This is a genomic window from Methylomonas sp. MgM2 (assembly GCF_054172045.1).
Genome location: NZ_JBSYXO010000015.1, coordinates 40,201 through 59,048 on the forward strand (window position 1 = coordinate 40,201; position 18,848 = coordinate 59,048).

At 48.9% G+C, this 18,848-nt stretch carries 19 protein-coding genes; 8 read left to right on the forward strand and 11 right to left on the reverse strand.

Annotated elements, in window-relative coordinates:
• Window positions 1–66 precede the first annotated feature (66 nt).
• On the forward strand, window positions 67–2,802 hold the full coding sequence (ppdK, locus tag ACW73I_RS12655) for a pyruvate, phosphate dikinase (protein ID WP_458029742.1): 2,736 nt from the start codon (window positions 67–69) through the stop codon (window positions 2,800–2,802).
• A gap of 53 nt (window positions 2,803–2,855) precedes the next feature.
• On the opposite strand, the gene ACW73I_RS12660 is transcribed toward ppdK, so the two are convergent.
• A complete protein-coding gene (locus ACW73I_RS12660) occupies window positions 2,856–4,094 on the reverse strand; it encodes a diguanylate cyclase (protein ID WP_458029743.1) in 1,239 nt (412 codons plus the stop codon).
• 266 nt (window positions 4,095–4,360) lie between these two features.
• On the opposite strand from ACW73I_RS12660, the gene ACW73I_RS12665 reads away from it, so the two are divergent.
• The 6 genes from ACW73I_RS12665 to ACW73I_RS12690 all read left to right on the forward strand — a co-directional run bounded on the left by ACW73I_RS12665 (window position 4,361) and on the right by ACW73I_RS12690 (window position 9,655).
• The gene (locus ACW73I_RS12665; protein ID WP_458029744.1) at window positions 4,361–4,858 is read left to right on the forward strand and encodes a transcriptional repressor; all 498 of its coding nucleotides are present in this window, start codon (window positions 4,361–4,363) and stop codon (window positions 4,856–4,858) included.
• A gap of 200 nt (window positions 4,859–5,058) precedes the next feature.
• Window positions 5,059–7,014 carry a BRCT domain-containing protein gene (locus ACW73I_RS12670; RefSeq protein ID WP_458029745.1) on the forward strand — a complete coding sequence of 652 codons (1,956 nt, stop codon included), beginning with the start codon at window positions 5,059–5,061 and terminating at the stop codon, window positions 7,012–7,014.
• Window positions 7,011–7,796, forward strand: coding sequence for a bifunctional hydroxymethylpyrimidine kinase/phosphomethylpyrimidine kinase (gene thiD, locus ACW73I_RS12675; protein ID WP_458029746.1), 786 nt, complete (start codon window positions 7,011–7,013; stop codon window positions 7,794–7,796). The genes ACW73I_RS12670 and thiD overlap by 4 nt, the downstream gene beginning before the upstream one ends.
• The gene (thiE, locus tag ACW73I_RS12680) at window positions 7,793–8,407 is read left to right on the forward strand and encodes a thiamine phosphate synthase (protein WP_458029747.1); all 615 of its coding nucleotides are present in this window, start codon (window positions 7,793–7,795) and stop codon (window positions 8,405–8,407) included. Before thiD ends, thiE begins: the two co-directional genes overlap by 4 nt.
• A gap of 17 nt (window positions 8,408–8,424) precedes the next feature.
• Window positions 8,425–8,628, forward strand: a complete 204-nt coding sequence (locus ACW73I_RS12685; RefSeq protein ID WP_458029748.1) for a dodecin — start codon at window positions 8,425–8,427, stop codon at window positions 8,626–8,628.
• Window positions 8,629–8,878: 250 nt separating this feature from the next.
• Window positions 8,879–9,655: a DUF5765 domain-containing protein gene (locus ACW73I_RS12690; RefSeq protein WP_458029749.1), complete on the forward strand. Its 777-nt coding sequence runs from the start codon at window positions 8,879–8,881 to the stop codon at window positions 9,653–9,655.
• A gap of 30 nt (window positions 9,656–9,685) precedes the next feature.
• Here ACW73I_RS12690 and ACW73I_RS12695 read toward each other — a convergent pair whose 3' ends face one another.
• Window positions 9,686–10,735, reverse strand: coding sequence for a hypothetical protein (locus ACW73I_RS12695; protein ID WP_458029750.1), 1,050 nt, complete (start codon window positions 10,733–10,735; stop codon window positions 9,686–9,688).
• Window positions 10,736–10,870: 135 nt separating this feature from the next.
• On the opposite strand from ACW73I_RS12695, the gene ACW73I_RS12700 reads away from it, so the two are divergent.
• Window positions 10,871–11,290: an HIT domain-containing protein gene (locus ACW73I_RS12700; protein ID WP_458029751.1), complete on the forward strand. Its 420-nt coding sequence runs from the start codon at window positions 10,871–10,873 to the stop codon at window positions 11,288–11,290.
• Window positions 11,291–11,354: 64 nt separating this feature from the next.
• On the opposite strand, the gene ACW73I_RS12705 is transcribed toward ACW73I_RS12700, so the two are convergent.
• The 9 genes from ACW73I_RS12705 to ACW73I_RS12745 all read right to left on the reverse strand — a co-directional run bounded on the left by ACW73I_RS12705 (window position 11,355) and on the right by ACW73I_RS12745 (window position 18,837).
• Entirely contained in the window at window positions 11,355–11,495 is a 141-nt protein-coding gene (locus tag ACW73I_RS12705) for a transposase (protein WP_458029752.1), read from the reverse strand.
• A complete protein-coding gene (locus ACW73I_RS12710; protein ID WP_458029753.1) occupies window positions 11,480–11,665 on the reverse strand; it encodes a hypothetical protein in 186 nt (61 codons plus the stop codon). The genes ACW73I_RS12705 and ACW73I_RS12710 overlap by 16 nt, the downstream gene beginning before the upstream one ends.
• A 186-nt stretch (window positions 11,666–11,851) precedes the next feature.
• Window positions 11,852–13,825: a GtrA family protein gene (locus ACW73I_RS12715; protein ID WP_458029754.1), complete on the reverse strand. Its 1,974-nt coding sequence runs from the start codon at window positions 13,823–13,825 to the stop codon at window positions 11,852–11,854.
• Window positions 13,826–13,831: 6 nt separating this feature from the next.
• Window positions 13,832–14,776, reverse strand: coding sequence for a glycosyltransferase (locus ACW73I_RS12720; protein ID WP_458029755.1), 945 nt, complete (start codon window positions 14,774–14,776; stop codon window positions 13,832–13,834).
• A 221-nt stretch (window positions 14,777–14,997) separates the two neighbouring features.
• Entirely contained in the window at window positions 14,998–16,986 is a 1,989-nt protein-coding gene (locus ACW73I_RS12725; protein ID WP_458029756.1) for a heavy metal translocating P-type ATPase, read from the reverse strand.
• Window positions 16,976–17,539: a hypothetical protein gene (locus ACW73I_RS12730; RefSeq protein WP_458029757.1), complete on the reverse strand. Its 564-nt coding sequence runs from the start codon at window positions 17,537–17,539 to the stop codon at window positions 16,976–16,978. The genes ACW73I_RS12725 and ACW73I_RS12730 overlap by 11 nt, the downstream gene beginning before the upstream one ends.
• Window positions 17,478–17,780, reverse strand: coding sequence for a FeoA family protein (locus ACW73I_RS12735; RefSeq protein ID WP_458029758.1), 303 nt, complete (start codon window positions 17,778–17,780; stop codon window positions 17,478–17,480). The genes ACW73I_RS12730 and ACW73I_RS12735 overlap by 62 nt, the downstream gene beginning before the upstream one ends.
• Before the next feature lie 120 nt (window positions 17,781–17,900).
• On the reverse strand, window positions 17,901–18,146 hold the full coding sequence (locus ACW73I_RS12740) for a hypothetical protein (RefSeq protein ID WP_458029759.1): 246 nt from the start codon (window positions 18,144–18,146) through the stop codon (window positions 17,901–17,903).
• A gap of 49 nt (window positions 18,147–18,195) precedes the next feature.
• On the reverse strand, window positions 18,196–18,837 hold the full coding sequence (locus ACW73I_RS12745) for a radical SAM protein (protein WP_458029760.1): 642 nt from the start codon (window positions 18,835–18,837) through the stop codon (window positions 18,196–18,198).
• Between the last annotated feature and the right edge of the window lie 11 nt (window positions 18,838–18,848).

Below are 18,848 nucleotides of genomic sequence, written 5' to 3' on the forward strand. Positions count from 1 at the left end.
ATTCCAAAAACGCATCCCTGCGAGTCTATAATCATTAACTATTCTCACCACTCCGGAAGGTAAACGATGAATCCGAAATACAGCTTCTCATTCGACAAGGGCGACGGCAAAAACAAAGCTTTATTAGGAGGCAAGGGAGCTAATCTGTGCGAGATGACACAAATGGGGCTTAACGTACCGCCCGGATTTGTAATTACCACCAGCACCTGCCTGCAATATCTGGAACATAAACAACTACCGGCCGATTTAATGGACGAGGTGCGCTGGCAGATTGCTCAGATCGAGCAAGCCACAGGCAAACATTTCGGCGGCGCCAACGAACCGCTGTTGGTATCGGTGCGTTCAGGTTCCGCGATTTCGATGCCGGGCATGATGGACACCATTCTAAACTTAGGACTCAACAAGCAAACCTTAACCGCAATGATCGAAATGACCGGCGATCCCCGTTTCGTTTACGACGCGTATCGGCGTTTCATTCAACTTTTCGGAAAAGTCGCGTTAGGTATAGACGACGAAAAATTCGACGTGCATTTCGAGTCAGTCAAGCGCAACGCCGGCATCAAGCATGATGTCGCGCTAAGCGCCGATCAATTGCAAGAAATCAGCGACCTTTTCCTGCAAGTCGTCCTGGACGAGACCGGCCGCCCTTTCCCTGAAGACGTTTACGAGCAACTGGAAATCGCCATTAAAGCCGTATTCAATTCGTGGCTGGGTAAACGTGCGGTCGATTACCGCCGGGAATTCCATATCACTCCCGAAATTGCCAACGGTACCGCGGTCAATATCGTCACCATGGTATTCGGCAACATGGGGGACGATTGCGCCACCGGCGTAGGCTTCACCCGCAATCCGGGGACGGGCGAGAACGAAATGTACGGCGAATATTTGGTCAATGCCCAAGGCGAAGATGTGGTCGCCGGGATTCGCACGCCGAAACCGGTGCACGAGATGGCAAAGGAAATGCCCGATCAGTACCGCCAGCTAGTCGAATTGCGCAACAAATTGGAAGCGCATTATCAGGAAGTGCAAGATTACGAATACACGATAGAACGCGGCATATTGTACTGTTTGCAAACTCGCAACGGAAAAATGAACGCGACGGCCATGGTCAAAACCTCGGTCGATCTGTTCAACGAAGGTTTAATCAACATAGAACGGGCACTGTTGCGCATCGATCCGGAATTATTGGAGCAATTGCTGCATCCGCAATTGGCGCCCGATCACGGCCAAAAACGCTTGGCGCAAGGCTTACCCGCATCGCCGGGTGCCGCCTGCGGAAAATGCGTGTTCGATGCGGATACCGCGGAACGCATGGGACGGCTTGGGGAAGAAATCATCCTGTTGCGCGAAGAAACCAAGCCGGAAGACATACACGGCTTTTTCGCCGCCCAAGGCATTTTGACCAGCCGCGGCGGTAAAACTTCGCATGCCGCCGTCGTTGCGCGCGGCATGGGCAAAGCCTGCGTCGCCGGCGCGGAAGACATCAAGATCGATGTGCGGGCGCATATGGCTATCGTCGGCGATATTCACATCAAAGAAGGCGATACGATCACCATCGACGGCGGCACCGGCGACATTTATCTAGGCCGCATCCCCACGATCAAGCCGTCGTTCTCGCCGGAATTAAAAACCTTGTTGAAATGGGCCGACGATAATGCCCGCCTGCGCGTACACGCCAATGCCGACACCCCCGAAATGGCCCGGTTGGCGGCTGAGTACGGCGCGAAAGGCATAGGTTTATGCCGCACCGAGCGTATGTTCAATGCGGTAGAGCGTTTGCCGCTGGTCATCGACATGATTTTGGCGCATAACACCGAAGAGCGCGAATTGGCATTGGCCAAACTATTCCCAATTCAACGGGACGATTTCGAGCAGCTGTTCGAAGCCATGTCGCCGCACCCGGTGACCGTCCGCCTGCTCGACCCGCCGATGCACGAATTCCTGCCTAACGAACACCAGTTGCTGGAGGAAATCGATGCGCTCAAACACTATCTGACTATCGTCAAAGGACAAAGGGTCACTCTGGAAACCATCCACGGCCATGCCGAACTACCGCCTCCGTTCGACCAACTGAATGAAGAGATTATCCTGGAAGCCATCGCCAAGAAGGAAATGATGCTCGACAAGGTATTGGAGCTGTTCGAAGTCAACCCCATGCTGGGCCATCGCGGGGTGCGCTTGGGCATGAGCTATCCCGAAATTTACAAAATGCAAATCCGCTCGATTTTGGAAGCCGCCGCCCGTTGCGTGAAACAACGCATCCCGGTAGAACCGGAGATTATGGTGCCTCAAGTCATCACGCTGCAGGAGCTAAAAAAAGTCAAGCAATACGTCGACGAAATCCAAACCGAGGTCGAAGCGCAATATAAAATCAAGCTTAACTTCAAATTCGGTACCATGATCGAAACCGTGCGCGCCTGCACCCGGGCTGAACATCTGGCGGAAATAGCCAATTTCTTCTCATTCGGCACGAATGACCTCACTCAAGCGACCTTTTCGTTCTCGCGTGAAGACGCCGAAAATAAATTTTTGCCTCTCTACGAAGAATCCGGCTTGCTACAGGACAATCCATTTGAAACCTTGGATATTCAAGGCTTGGGCAAACTGATGAAAATGGCCGTCGAATGGGGACGTAAAACCCGTCCGGATTTGAAGGTGGGCATTTGCGGCGAACACGGCGGCCATCCGAAATCCATCCAATTCGTGCACAGCTTGGGCTTGAACTACGTATCTTGCTCGGCACCGAGAATCCCGGTTGCGCGGCTGGCCGCGGCACATGCACAACTGTTAGACAAACGCTAAACCGTCTGGAAACCGTCCGGTCAGACAAACAACTGGCCGGCGGTTTTCTGCCTTTATCCTTGATATTTCATTACGCGATTTCTGCCGGCTTGTTTTGCCGAATAGAGTGCTTGGTCGGCTCTATGCAATAATTCGCCGCACTCCGACTTTTCGCTGGCTATCATGGTCGCGACCCCCATGCTGACAGTCACGTATTTAGAAATTTGAGAATTCGGATGCGGCATGTGCATCATTTCCACAGCCATTCTTAAAATATCGGCCAATTGCACGATTTGCGCCGAATCACAAGCCGCAACCACACAAAACTCTTCACCGCCGTAACGCGCAATCAGATCACCCGAACGCCTAAAATATCGCCGCAAGGTACGCGCAACCTGCCTTAAACACTGGTCACCCTCCATATGCCCCAAGCTATCGTTATAAGCCTTGAAATAATCGATATCGATCATAATCATCGACAAGGGGTAGTGGTGTCGCGATGCGCGCTTCCATTCTCTGCGCAAGAACGCATCGTAATAGCGGCGATTGGGCAATAAGGTCAACGAATCCAAATAAGCCAGCTGCAAGTGATTTTTCGCTCTTTTCAAGCGCCGGCTTAATTTTGATTGCGCCCAATAGGCAACCATCAGGGCAATCACACCGATGGCCGCAATAAAAATATGCGACTTCTGCAGACGTTCTAACCGCTCCGCGAGAAAATCGTCGATACTCGCGGCCGGAATGTTGACGCTGATGCCGCCGCGCACGTCGCCAACTTTTTTGCCCAAATCACCATGACATTTCATGCATTCCGGTTCCAGCTTCAAAGGGCCCATATAACGGTAATACGGCTGACCGTTAATTTCAGTTAGTTCGCTATAAGATGTCCGGCCTTGCTCAAAAGCCGTAAGCGCTTGAACTTCCCATTCATCCGCTTTGTTTTCCGGACGGATTGGAGCCAAGCTGGTAATGTGATACAAAATACCGGTTTCTTTACGCTCCATGTCAGCCAGTTGTCGCGTCATATAAGCGGGATTGACTAAAGTTAACCGCCTACCGTCTAGCGTCGTAACATCTCGGTCCGGTATTTCCAGATAAGGGTTAGGCGGATTTTGTTCGGTAATGGGCACATAAACGCCTCCGTGCTGAGCATTCCACTGGCGCATCAACACGATGTGCTGAAAAAACATTTCCGCTTGTTTGTAGGCAATTTTAGACCCGTACCGCTTATCATCCTCGACCTGCTGATAAAACGATACCGCGATCATCAAAAGCCACAAGCTTACAAAAATAAAGAACCCCTTACTTTTCATTTGATTTAAAATCCAAAACGAGCTACTTGCCTGGCTTCGGCCTGTTTTAATACCGGCATGGTTAAAATGCTCCTTCGACAACAACAGATTAAAGAGTAGTGACATTTAATTCGATTATAATCAATATCAAATAATTAGAATGAATTTAGTGAGATAATCTCCAAAGATTCATTAACGCCTGATTAGATGTGCACAACATAATCGTTTTTTTAATCGCAACGACCCGATATCTTTAGATAATCAACGAATCTCATCGCTCAGACAAAATGAATAACAATTCACCTCATGCGCCGACGGCAAATGAACACGACCATAATCTATGTGTTGAAAAAGCGATCTCTACTGCCGAGCGTATATGCAGCAAACGCGGCGTCCATTTAACACCAATCCGCCACAAAATTCTGGAACTGATCTGGAATAGCCATAAAGCGATCAAAGCCTATGACTTGCTCGATCAAATCCGCCCTATCAACGATGCCGCCAAACCTTCTACAGTGTATCGGGCTTTGGACTTTTTACTAGAGCAAGGCTTCATTCATAGAGTCGAAAGTCTTAATGCTTTTGTCGGCTGTCGTAATTCCGGCATCCGCCACGACCAGCTGCTTTTGATTTGCACCGCCTGTCACAATGTCGAAGAACGCCATGCACCGGAAGTATTCAGCGCCCTAGCCAACGAACTCGAAAGTGCGACTTTCACGCCGCAGCGCAAAACCATTGAAATACATGGCTTATGTAAAAACTGTCAGCTCCAGAACAGCCCATAACGAAATTCTTATAATCATTGACATAGATCAATATCAAGAGCGGTAAAGTTCCTAGAATAAGCCCATGTCGAACGCTTTCCTACCGTTGACATGATCCTCTTGAAAGATAGGTCCCTCCGGGCGGGCGAGTTTACTCCCCCGCCCTTTTTTTGCGCCGCTCATTTATAATTCATAACCTACTTAATTTTGTCAGGCCCGTCATGCTGACCGTCACGCAAAAAAAACTCATCTCGCAAGCCAAGCTGAATTTCGATACGTTGAGCGAAGAACGCTTTTACCTGCTTAGCCGGCATCCGGATCGCGTAAAATCGTGCAACGACGACGAACTGATTGCCTTTGTGCAAATAGCGAATGCCCTCTATCGCGGCGGGGAACCGATTATCAGCGATGCCGATTACGACTTTGTTTTTTTAGCGGAATTAAAAAACCGTAATCCCGAGCATCCGCTGCTACATGCCGTGGAACCGGAACCTAGCTTCGCCGGCAAGACTGTAGACCTCCCGGTCATCATGTTGTCTACGGATAAAGCCTATAATTTAGAAGACGTCGAACGCTGGGCCGCCCGCATCGAAAAAGCCGCGCAGGAAGTCGGTAAAGACTTCGCCTCGCTGACCTTTAAAGTCACGCCCAAATTGGATGGCTACGCGGCCTACGACGACGGTATCAACCTATATACACGCGGCGACGGCCGCAAAGGCCAAGACATTACCCGGGTATTCGAGCGAGGATTGCAAGTTGCAAACCGGGGGCGGCGAGGACTGGGTGCCGGGGAAATCGTCGTATCGCGCAGCTATTTCGATGAAAATTTAGCCGATTTTTTCGACAACCCCCGTAACTTTCAGGCCAGCGTGATCAAAGAAAAAGAACTGGATGAACATGCGGAGCAGGCTATCCAAGACAAAGCGGCGGTGTTTTACCCTTTCGCATTGCTGCCGTGTTGGGAAGGCGTTTGGGCGACGCTGATCGCCGACTTCGAGCCTATCGTCAAAGAGATTTGGCACAAAGTCGATTACGACGTCGACGGCGTGATATTGGAAATCAGCGACGACGAATTAAAAACCTACTTAGGCGCTACCCGCCATCATCACCGCTGGCAATTGGCTTACAAGGAAAACCTGCAAACCGCCGAAGTTAGAATATTGGATGTGATACCGCAGACCTCGCGTTCCGGGCGCATCACGCCGGTCGCCGAACTCGAGCCGGTACGGCTCAGCGGCGCCCTGCTGTCCCGCGCCACGGCCCACCATTACGGAATGGTCGTCGAAAAAGGCATAGGCCCCGGAGCGATCATCCAACTGGCCCGCTCCGGCGAAGTGATCCCCAAGATCGAGCACGTGATCCAACCGGCCGCTCCGCTGGTGCCGGACCGTTGCCCGAGCTGTCATCACGCCTTGATCTGGGACAACGATTATCTGATCTGCCCCAACAATCTGAATTGCCCGGCGCAAATCAGCAACAGCATGGAGCATTTCTTCCGAGTACTCAAAAACAACGACGGCTTCGGTTCGGCCACCATCAAAAAGCTCTACGAATACGGCATACGCCACGTGGACGAAATCTACGCTTTAAACGCCGAACAATTCGAAAGTATGGGCTTCGGACCGAAACAATCGCAAAACTTGATCGACCAATTGCTGCGCAGCCGCAGCGAAGCGGTGGAAGACTGGCGTTTCTTGGCGGCCTTCGGCGTATTCCGCATGGGCCTTGGGAACTGTGAAAGATTGCTAACTCACCATGCCTTACCTGACATTTTTAAGTTGACCGAAGCCGATATCATCGCGATCGAAGGCTTTGCCGAGAAAACGGCTGCCGTCATTACCGAAGGCTTCGCCAATATCAAACCGCTATTCGATAAATTAACGGCGCTGGGTTTCAACATTCAAAGCACTCAGCGGCAAGCGACCGACGCTAGCCACCCCTTGGCCGGTAAATCCTTGGTCTTCACCGGCACCTTGCATAGCGGCACCCGCGACGAGCTCAGCAAACAAGCCAAGGCCAAAGGCGCCAAGGTCGGTAGCTCGGTGTCCGCCAAAACCGATTATTTGGTCGCTGGCGAAAACGTCGGCGCCAACAAACTCAATGCGGCGCGCGACAAAGGCGTCGAGATCATTAGCGAGCAAGCGTTTTTAGACTTGCTAAAAGGGGATGCCGCATGAAACCGAAGCATCCCATCGTCTTATGTTTTTCCGGCCATGACCCCAGCGGCGGCGCCGGTATCCAAGCCGATATCGAAACCATATTCAGTCATTGCTGCCACCCGGCCAGCGTCATTACCTGTTTAACCGAACAGGACAGCTGCAATGTCAAAAAACTGATTCCACAGCAGCCGGAAAACATTATCAGCCAAGCCGAAACCCTACTCAGCGATTTCAATGTCTCCGCAATCAAAATCGGCCTGATCGGCGACGTTGCCGTGGCACGGGCGATCGTCCAAATCCTGTCGCAGTATCCGGATATCCCCGTGGTGTTGGACCCGATATTAGCCGCCGGCGGCGGCGCCGAATTAGCCGGCCAAACGCTGATAGACGTTTTGGTCGAGCGCTTGCTGCCGCTGACGACGATTTTGACGCCGAACAGCGAAGAAGCCCGCCGCCTAAGCGAACAACAAGATTTAAGCAATTGCGCCGACTGGTTACGCAACAAGGGCGCCGAATATGTGCTGATCACCGGTACCCACGAACAATCCGACCAGGTTCATAACCGCTTGTTCATGCCGAACAACTCGAGCGAAACCTTCAACTGGGAGCGTCTGCCACACCATTACCATGGCTCGGGCTGCACGCTAGCCAGCGCGATCGCCGCCCTACTCGCCCAAGGCTTGGATATGTTTACCGCGGTTAACGAAGCGCAAGAATTTACTTGGCAATCTCTGGCGGCCGCTTATAAACCGGGCAATGGCCAGCATAACCCAAACCGCTTATTCTGGATGGATGCATGAAATTCCCTAAACGCGGCCTCTATGCCGTCACTCAAGCCGAAAACAAATCCCTGGAACAAGTCACACAAGAAGTCGAAGCGGCTTTGAAAGGCGGCGCCGTAGTCGTCCAATACCGCGACAAAAACCCTATCGATGCCGTCTTATTAGCCCGGCGGCTTTTGGCGCTGTGCCATGTTTATCAGGCCCCACTTTTAATAAACGATAGCGTCGAGCTCGCGCTCGAAGTCGGTGCCGATGGCGTACATTTGGGCAAAGACGACGGCGATATCGCCGAAGCCAGAACACGCCTAGGACCAGAAGCTATCATAGGCGTTTCTTGCTATAACGACTTATCCAAAGCTCAATCTGCGGCGCAACACGGTGCCGATTACGTTGCCTTTGGCCGCTTTTTTCCGTCCGGCTCAAAACCCCTGGCTTCGCCAGCGGATATCGAGATCCTGACGCAAGCCAAACGGCGAATCGCCGTGCCCGTGGTGGCGATCGGCGGCATCCTGCCAAATAATGGTAGACAATTGCTCGCAGCCGGTGCAGACTTATTGGCGGTAATAGGCGGTATATTCGATTACGAACCGCAAACCGCAGCAACCGCTTATAAAGCCCTTTTTATATAGCAACAACTGGATTACTGATGTCAGACCATGTTTATCAAAAAATCGAATTGACGGGTTCCTCATGTGACGGCCTGCAACAAGCCATCGAAAATGCCGTCGCTAAAGCCGGCGAAACCGTTAAAACCATGCGTTGGTTTGAAGTCATAGAGACCCGCGGTCACATCGAAAACGGCAAGGTCGCGCACTGGCAAGTCACGATCAAAATCGGTTATACCTTGTAGACTTTAATCGCCTCGTCTCAGTAACAACATACTGTCGCCAAAATCTTGCTTTGTAATTTTGGCGGCTTCGTCCGTAGATTCCTTTTTCTTATCTTCCTAAGGCGTCTTAACAAGGCAAATCCGCTTTACGTTTGACGCCCCTCGTCACACCTACTGCTACCTAGCGCTCAGCCGTGTTGTGCGCAAAACCCCTTATTCCCGAACCAAAAGGCTCGGCGTTTATCCTTTTTTTCGATCCCAAGGAGGGATTATGTGTTGGAGTGGAGAAGCTTCCGCTGTCCTTGCCGCAACCGGCTTTGCTAGTACGGCTTTCTTTTATTATCGCGGCGAGTCCAAAGTTCTATGCGCCGCCTTGGCCTATTTTTCCTTGATGGAGTTATTGCAGGCTTATACTTATTCCGTGATCGATCAGTGTTTGAATCCCAAAAACCAGGTCGCGACTTTTCTGGGTTATATGCACATCGCCTTTCAACCGTTTTTCATCAATGCGGTGATGATGCATTTCATTCCGCAGTCTATGCGTAAACGAATCGCACCGTTCGTTTATGGCTTATGCTTCGCCGCCGCCACGATATTCATGATGCGTATCTATCCTTTCCAATGGAGCGGCTTTTGCTTCGACAAACATTATCAGTTCTTGCCGGGTACCGGCATCAAGTTCAGCATGCCGTTTTGCGGTAAAGAAATTTGCTCGACTTCAGGCCAATGGCATATCGCTTGGGCCATTCCGGCTAACGGTAGCATGCAAATGGCGAACAGTTATATGTATGCCGCATTTTTGTTACCGCTACTATATGGCTCATGGAAGTTGGTGCTTTATCATGTGATCACGGGGCCGTGGCTTTCTTATATGACCACCAACAACATGAACGAATGGGCGGCGGTTTGGTGCTTGTATTCGATCGGCTTGCTGCTGCTGTTGATAAAAACCCCTATCCGGAATTATCTGCATGTAAGCAACTGGTATTTATGGCGGTATCCGGCATTCTTGAGCAAGGCCCCGGATATCGACAAATCATTGCCCTAGTTAGTCTACATAGACTCGCGATCCGGAAAGCTAAATCCCGCTGAAGCGTATATAACGCCTCAGCGGCGAACCTCCCGCCCAGATAAAGGCCTCGGTATAGTAATGCATCAAGGCCAAATAGCCGATCAAACCCAGGGTTACGGCCTTATAGACTTGTGTCGAAAATAAGGTTTGCAGGATTAGATTGACCAAATCGTCGCCGTAAACTTGGAACAGATAGGTCAATAAGAACGACAATAGCGGCAGAACTACCGCAATCGGCACATGGCAGCGCCCGGCCAGCCGAAATAAGCCGGTTTCGGGCGCCTTACCGTGGCGGTTGACGTCGTGGCAGATATAGAAACTATAAGCCGTTATGTCGTGTACCAAACGCGGCATCAAAATCGCCAGGAAATAGTATTGCTCGATATAGACGTACCAGCTGGCCAGCACCAAGCATGTATTGGCCCACAAAAAATACACGCCGAAACGGCTGGGTACATATTTTTGACAAAACAGCGTGCTGAATACCAGTCCCGCGGTTAGCACCGAAGCGATCTGCAATACAAACTGTGCCTGTGCGGGTTCCAGGCTGTTTTTCAGAAAAATCCCCATGTAAATGAAAATGCCGGCACCGACGCTGAGCCATAACTGGGCATAAAACGCCCAAGCCGGCAAACGGCAAACGGCTTTGGCGATGCCGTGCTGCTGCTTCAACACGTGATAAACCGTCCAGCTGGCACTGATGACGTATAAAAACCGGTACGGAATGAACAAGCTGCCGATGCCGAAGAAAACGATAATGAACAGCGTCATGCCGATCAGCTTATTTCTAAAGGCACTGACATAATCGGCATGGCCGAACAGCAACAGATTGCTGGCGATGATGTGCGGCGTACCGAATAAAATGTTGAACAACAAAAAATGGCTGGGGCTACTGGGTAACATATCGCGCAAAGCATGATCGAAACCGAACCGGTCCAGCCACGAAATCAACACGCAAAACGGCACGATGGCGTACAAACTCAACAAAAAACGAAACGATACCGACAGCTTAAGAGGACTAGCCCGATACGGCACAGAAATATCCGGGACCGACATATTGCTACCTTTATAATTATAGTTATCGGACGTTATTATGCCCATTTGACCTTAGGATTCAAGCGCTTGCTGAAACGTATTCGTAAAGACCATAGATTCTGTACAATTTCAGCCATTTAATCCGCCGCTCCCAGCATGAACACATTCGAATTACACCCACGCCTGCAACAGGATTGTTTCAACGTCGGACGGTTTCCGTTATCGCAACTGCTGATGATGAACGACAGTCAATATCCCTGGTTTATCCTGGTCCCGCAACGAACCGACCTATCCGAAATCTATCAACTCGATCGAAACGATCGCCAACAATTGATGAACGAATCCTGCCTGCTATCCGAAAGCCTAGCAGACATATATCGACCCGATAAACTCAATATCGCCGCAATCGGTAACCTAGTCCCGCAACTGCATGTTCACCACGTCGCCCGCTATCAACACGACAAGGCCTGGCCCGGACCGATCTGGGGAAAGTTCGAGCCTGTGCCATACCATGAACAGGAGGCATATGTTCAGATCCAGCGTTTACAGGAAGGTTTGCGGAAGCACCTAATATAACCGAAGAACAAGGGGAACTGTCAGAAAGGCAATTCCGGAGATCCGCGAAGATGGCGACAATGCATTAACCATTGGTGTTGGAAACACTCTTCGTCCCAAAATATTGCCAATAGGGATTTTCCAGCCATTGCGCCACAACCGCTTCGTCGGAACGTGCAAACGCATGTTTGAGGTAATGAAACCCGGCAATCAATCGTGTCGGCAAGGCGGGGCACCTTGATTCTCGGTAAAAAACTCACCGAAGGCGTCGTCCAGTACCTTCCAGTCAATCAGATTGGCCAGTTGATAAAGTTCGTGCTTCGGATTTAACAGGTCGGACAGCGGCGTATTGAACAAATCGATTTGGCCGCTCGTTTCTTGGAATTTTGGTTTCATTTTGAATAAAAAATTGCAAGAAATTAAACACTATCTTACCCGTTTCTTGCAATTATTACCCCTCTTTTGTGTAGACCACCTATTTTTAATCAATGTGTTACGTCTGTTTTTCGATTTTTTCGGGGACGACGATTTAGCATTTACTTTATATTTTCCAAACAAATATCGATTTATTAAAAATAAATATTATCTAATTTTAAACAAATAAAATAGGTTTTTATCTATACTTAATGATTTTACCAGCTCATGATTGCCAAGGTAATAGTTCAATGCCGCTTCGTCCGGACTTTGATTATGCGCGCTGTAAAACATAAAATATATGCTGTTAATGAGCTCTTGATTATTCAATGATACGAATGTTTCAATTTCATTTTTGAATTTAATATCGAAATTTATTTTGCGCCTAGAATAATATTGAAGCAGTCTATCGTTTTGATTAAGGTTAGTCAGTATTTGACTTCCGACAACGGTATTTTTGTATATAAAACTCCCTGTTTCCTTTATGAAAGATGGCTTCTCATGATTTCCCTCTGGTAACAAACGCTCTTGCAACCTACTAAGCGAAATATAATTATGAATCGTCGTAACCGATACCACTAAACATATGGAAATTATTATAGATCTTTTTATTTTTACCCCATCGTATTCAATATTGTCCTCTGCCAATTTAATTATACTATCTATAGCGATAGCGCTGAAAATTGCTAGAGGAACCGATACTAAATGTAGCCACCAAATGTGCATGTAAAGACTGCGCCAAAATATCAGCAAAGGGCAAAATGCGGAAAAAAATATAATTAATATAGTTCCCGTGACAGTTTGTTCTTTTTTAAGAAATGACCACCCCAACAAGGAAAGCAATATGGAAATAATGCCAAAACATATATCTACATTGTTAATTAACCTATAAAAATATTCAACAAGTGAAAAACTAACTTTTGCCTCTTTAATCGTTTTTGCAATTTCTCCATTATGAGTAAACGCCCCCATGTACGCGAGACCTTGGTTTAGCAGGTCATTTACCGACTCTTTATCAACAAGATATATACTGAATAAAAATGAAAATAAAGTAACTAATGGCGACACCAATATAACGAAAACCAGTTGCCAGTCGATTTTGTCATGTTTTTGTGCTACTACGTGATCGATTAACAGAGCACACGGTAAAAAATAAGCGGCCCAATCGCTAGCGGTTCCAAATATTATTGAAATACCCAAGCATATAAGCGTGGACATTTTATTGTTATCTTTATATTCTTTATAAATAAAAGTTATTAGCACCAGGAAAAACAGCGTAACAGCTTCATATCCAGGTTTTCGTCCAAAAAATATAGTCGACGGATAGGTTATAAAAAAAAATACAGACAACATTCCAAGTTGGGTGTTAGTACTTTTTTTGACTAAAAAAAACAGTATATAACCGGTCGCCAAGGTCGCTAATACGGATACAAGACGGGCTATCGCCTCAGTTTCACCAAATAAGTAGAACATAACCGATGTCAGTATTGGGACAAGCGGCGGATGATGAAGATAATATACTCCTTGCATCGGCTCAATATCTTCAAAATTAATAAGCTGGCCAAATTTTAATTCGAATATTCCAAACTTAAGATAGTTTCGAGCGATTGCTGAAAATAATGCACCATCACCATCGCCTAGCCCCACCCATGGATCTGCAATGCCCCGAACAAGAAGAACACATCCAACAGCTATTCCGCTTATAAGTAAAAAATGATTAACAATATCGCTACGGAACCAGTTGATGATTAATATTATTACACTTTGATTAGAGTAAGGTTTCATAAATACTAAATATTGATAGGCGTAATAACTTAGGGAAGTCTGACATGCGGTCGCAATTGTTACTGCAAGTATTGGCACCACTTCTTTCTGCACTAAGAAAAGATAAAATAAATAGTTAAGCAAGGCCATTGCCGTTGCAACTATGCCATACCGCATAGCTTCGTTCGCGGAGCGTGGCTTATCTACTTTGTAAGTGAAATAGCGATTGGCAAGCCAAGTAAATATCATTGCAAGCCCGATTGCGGGAAATCGCGCTAACCAAGGTGCTATATTCGAGTAAACCAACAGTTGCGTAATACCGGCATCGATAATAAAACCCAACCCGCCGACCAATAGAAACCTAGCAAACATAACCATCTATTTTTATTCTCGCAATTTACTTTGGTTCATATACCACATGCGTTTTTGTTCGAGGCGGCCTCGCGCGACGCTATCCAAAATCAATCCGCTAACGGTAAATATACTGGCCATCAAAACAAGACCCGTAACTAGAATTGCAGTTGGAAATCTGGGGACTAACCCAGTTTCCAAATAGGTCAGCAACAAAGGAAAAAACAAAATAATGGCTAATAACAGCAAGCTAATTGCAAGAACACCAAAAAAACGTGCAGGACGAATTTCTTTAAATAAAATTAAAAAGGTAAACATTATCCTAAACGCGTCGCGAAAGGTACGAAGTTTGCTTGTTGAGCCTTCCTGTCTAACGCCGTATTTAGTTGGTATTTCAGCGACCGGCATACGAAGCTGGCTAGCATGAACGGACATTTCGGTCTCAATTTCAAATCCACTTGATATTGCCGGGAAACTTTTTACGAAGCGGACGGAAAATACGCGATATCCCGAGAAAATATCTGTAAATAAAGGGCCAAACAGACTTCGATACATGGTATTAAAAATACGATTACCAATACCATGTCCCAAGCGATGCGCATTTTGATATACATCCTGCCGGGTGCCGACAACCATATCGAGATGCTCATCGACAAGGCGTTGAATCATTGCTGGAGCAGAGTGAGCGTCATAGGTTCCATCTCCATCAGCCATAATATAAATATCCGCGTCGATATCAGAAAACATCCGTCGTACTACATTTCCCTTTCCCGGCCATTGCTCCGACCGGACTATGGCGCCTGCGGCAAATGCTTCCTCTTTTGTATTATCCGTAGACCGATTGTCATAAACATATATATCGGCTTCTGTAAGAATTGAACGAAAAGTGGTTACAACTTTTCGTATGGAGAGCCCTTCGTTATAGCAAGGCAGAAGTACCGCGATTTTGGCCAATTTATTTTCAGTAGTGATATTCATAAGATGAGCTTTTTATGATTTCTATAGGATTATTCTAGCCGCTATCTGTAACAAAATTTCCGATAAAAAAAAATATATTCGCACATCTAAATCCAGTGTCGTCCGGGAAGAGCGTTGTTATTAATCTTAATCACTAATCATAAATTCAAGCGTGTCCTTACTATCAATGTCATAGCCAACGTGGCATGAATATATTCAAAACAGTTGTACATGATTACTGATCAACTTTCTTGTTCGGCTACCGTTTCGGCGCCTATTACGATAGGTTCAGACCCGCAGCACTGTTCGCGACCGCTCAGCTCATCCAGCTTTTTGAACAGAGGCCCGATGACGGATTGTTCAACGCCGCTGAAATACAAGCGTCCGGCATTGACCACCACAAATACCGAACTGAAATGATGCAAGAATGCCGCAATAATCGGATTCAGCAAGCCAAAGCTAGCCAAGGCCAAACCGGTACTGTTGAAGCCCACCGCCCACAAATAATTCTGCCTAATGATGCCGGTCATTTTATGCCCTAGGCGCAAGATAGTGACCAGATCCTGAGCATCCTGGCCGAGGATGACGATATCCGATGACACAATGGCCAGATTGACGTTTTTATGCCCGCCGATGGCGATGCCGACATTGGCGGCCGCCATCGCCGGCGCATCGTTGACGCCGTCACCGACCATCGCCACCTTGCCGTCAGCCTGAAACTTTTTGACCAGCGCGGTCTTGTCCTCCGGCGTGCAATGAAAATAATATTCGTCGGCATGGATATAGTCGGCGACCCGTTTGGCCTCCTGTTCTTCGTTGTCTCCCGTGGCCAGCACGACTCTTGCTAGGCCGCAGGCCCTTATCGTGTCGGCCAAGCCGTTCATCTCCGCCTGCATGATGTCGCGAATGACGATGACGCCCTTGACTTGGCGGTCGACCGCCAGCCAGATGGCCCGGCCGGTATATTCGATGGCGGGCAGTGCTATGTCTTGCAGGCTCAGGGTTTCGGCACTGCCCATCAATATGTCTCGGCCTTTGATCTTGGCCTTGATGCCGCGCCCCGGCAGGTCTTCGGCCTGCTCGACCGGCAAAAGTGCGTCTACGCCTTGTTGTTTGGCAAAATTAACGATGGCACTTGCGATCGGATGGTCGAAACGGGATTCTATCGATGCCGCCAGCGCCAGCAGTTCGGCTTGAGGTAGGCCGAGTTCGATGACTTGGTTGACCTCGGGTTCGGCCATGGTCACCGTGCCGGTTTTATCCAGAATCAGCGTCTTGATGTCTTGCAGATTTTCCAAGGGTTCGCCGCCGCGCGCCAGGATATTCGAACGCGCCAGGCGGCCGATATTGGCGGCGAAGGCGGTCGGCGTCGCCAGCGCCCAGGCGCAAGGACAAACCACCGCCAGCGCGGTTGCCATGACATGCAGGCTGCCGGTCATGAACCACAGAAAAAAAGCATAGGCCGTGACCGACAGCAGCAGTATCTGCACGGTGCTATCGGCGCGCTGCTGCAATTCGGACTTATTCTCCAAACTGGCTTCTATTTGCTGGGTAATCACGGCCAGGAAGGAATCGTCGCCGTTTTTATCGGCCTTGACCTGTAGCGGCCCGGTCAGATTCAAGGTGCCTGAGGTGACGTTTGCGCCGGTTTTCTTGTAAACCGGAAAGGGCTCGCCGGTGATGCTGGACTCGTCTATGCTGGAATTGCCCTCGATGATGACACCGTCTACCGGCACCATCGCGCCTTTGGGAATTAAGACCACGGCGTCTTTGCCGATTTGGTTGATCGGCAGCTCGACGATATTCCCATTTTGCAGCACTTGCCCGGTTTTTTTGCCTTCTTGGATCAGGTTTTGAATTTTTTCCCGGTTCTTGCGGATGATCGTGAACGAAATATACAAACCGAGACCGATGAACCAGGCGACCATCGCTCCGCTCAATGGCGCGCCGTCGATCAGCGTCACGGTCATGACCAGGACTATTATTAGCTCTGCCGACACCTTGCGCATGAATAATATGGTCTTTAACAAGGCTTCCAGATAAATCGCCAGACAGAAAAGATAAAACGGCAGGCCCAACCAGTACAAAACCGGCAGGCCGTACAGCGCATCCAGGCCGAACAGTATCACCGGAATCACCGAGGCGATGACGCGCAATAGCATGATGTCGCCGTGCGGGCTGAGTTTTAATAGTTCCGCATCGAATTTGTCGAAATAAGCTTTATAAGACATGGTTTTGTCCTTTACTGTGAAAGTCATGGTGGCGAAACGCAAGCACTGTGGCAACGGCAATCGCGATCATCGAAAACAGCCAAAACGTGGACGAGGCCGGATGTTCGCTAAAGGTCGCCAGCTGATAAAACAGTACCGCGCTTAGATGGGCCAAGCCGGTGGACCATAAGATCATGAAGGCCGACCAGGCCGGCGTGGATTCGCGGTACGCGGCGGCCGAGGTGGCGATGCATGGAAACAACAGAATGAACAACAAATAGGCGAAGGCACCGATTTGACCGTGAAAATGTGTATGTAGCGCATTAACGAAGCTGTCCTGACCGGCCATAGGCTTGCCGGCGCCGAGACCGAGCATCTTATTAAAGCCCGTCGGAATGGCCATAAACGCTCTTTTAACAGCACCGCCCAAATCAAAAGCTTGTCGCGGTTTTTCGGCAACCGCGTGATCGGTTTCGGCATAAATCGTTTTCAAGGTGCTGATTACAACGACCTTATGCAACACGCCGGTGAATAGCGCGACCGTCGCCGGCCAATTGTCTTGGCTTATGTCCAATGGGGCCGGCGCAGGCGTCACTCCACGGCCGGCGGCGCTTAGTACCGAATGCTCCCGATGAATCGCCCAATGGGGCGATGCGCAGCACCTGAAATTCGGTGCCGGGCGTTAAGCCCATCGCCAGCAGTTTTTGCCGGTAAGCCAACAGGTTGTGATCGTATTTGGCGATGCATCCCCAATCGCCGAGTTTCATGTCTTTCAATTTGATAGTCATGGCGCCATACTGCCGCAAAATCTTCATAGAGCGCTCTCAGCATATTAATCCGTCATGGATCATAGTATTATGATTTAACTTATATATCCGGTTTTTTCAAGCCTTCGGCGGATAGGAAATGATAGGACCGGTAGGCTTTTTCGGCTGCTAATGCATCCTCAAATAAAAGTAGTGGCCCTGATATTCGATTTCCCGCAGCATGCCGTTATCCAGCAAAACTTGCACGGCATTCCAATCCGCACCGGTCTTTGCCATCAGCTTTAATAGCGCATCCTTGCGTAGTGGATGCACGGCGCTGATGGCTAAAATGTCTTCGGCAAAATTGCCGGTCGACGCAAAGCCGTCGCCTTCATAGCCGGTCAATAACTCGATGTTTATTAGGTTTCGATTCAAAGTTTGGTAAATCCGGTTGACCGTCGCGGCGTCCGCCGCTATTGCGCTATTATCGGCGGTAGGGCGCGTCGGAATGGCTAGATAGCTTTTGTCGGGCGCCAATTTTTGTAAAAAAAAGTCCCAGGCCTTCTACCGCCGCGGGGCCGGTGTTGATGTCCTGTAACAGCATCGTTTCGGTGACCAAGGTTCCTTGAAATTCCTGTTTAAAATCCAGCATGCCCGACAGGATATCGTCCAGGTTCAGGCGCTGATCGGGCCGATTGATACGCCTCCAAATGGCTTCATCGACGCTATCCATCTTTAACGATACCCAATCGGCCTGCTTGAGCATATCGCGAACCTGTTTCCGCCAAATCAACGATGCATTGGAAATAACCGCAATCTTGATTTTCAGGCGCTGTAATAAACCGATGGCTTTGCCGAGGAAGGCATCGAGGGTAGGCTCGCCGTCCGGCACGAAGGTCAGATAATCGATCTTAGGGTTGTCCGGCTTCAGCTTTGCCAAATGCCGTTCGACGGCATCGAAAATCGCCTCGGGTTTGTAAAAAACGTGGAGCTTAATTTCAGTGCATGTGGTCTCCCCGACTTGGCAATACAAGCACGAATAGGAACAATGTTTCGGTGGAATATTGTTGATGCCGAGGCTATTGCCTAATCGTCTCGATGGTACGGGACCGAATACCAACATCATGCAATCTCCTA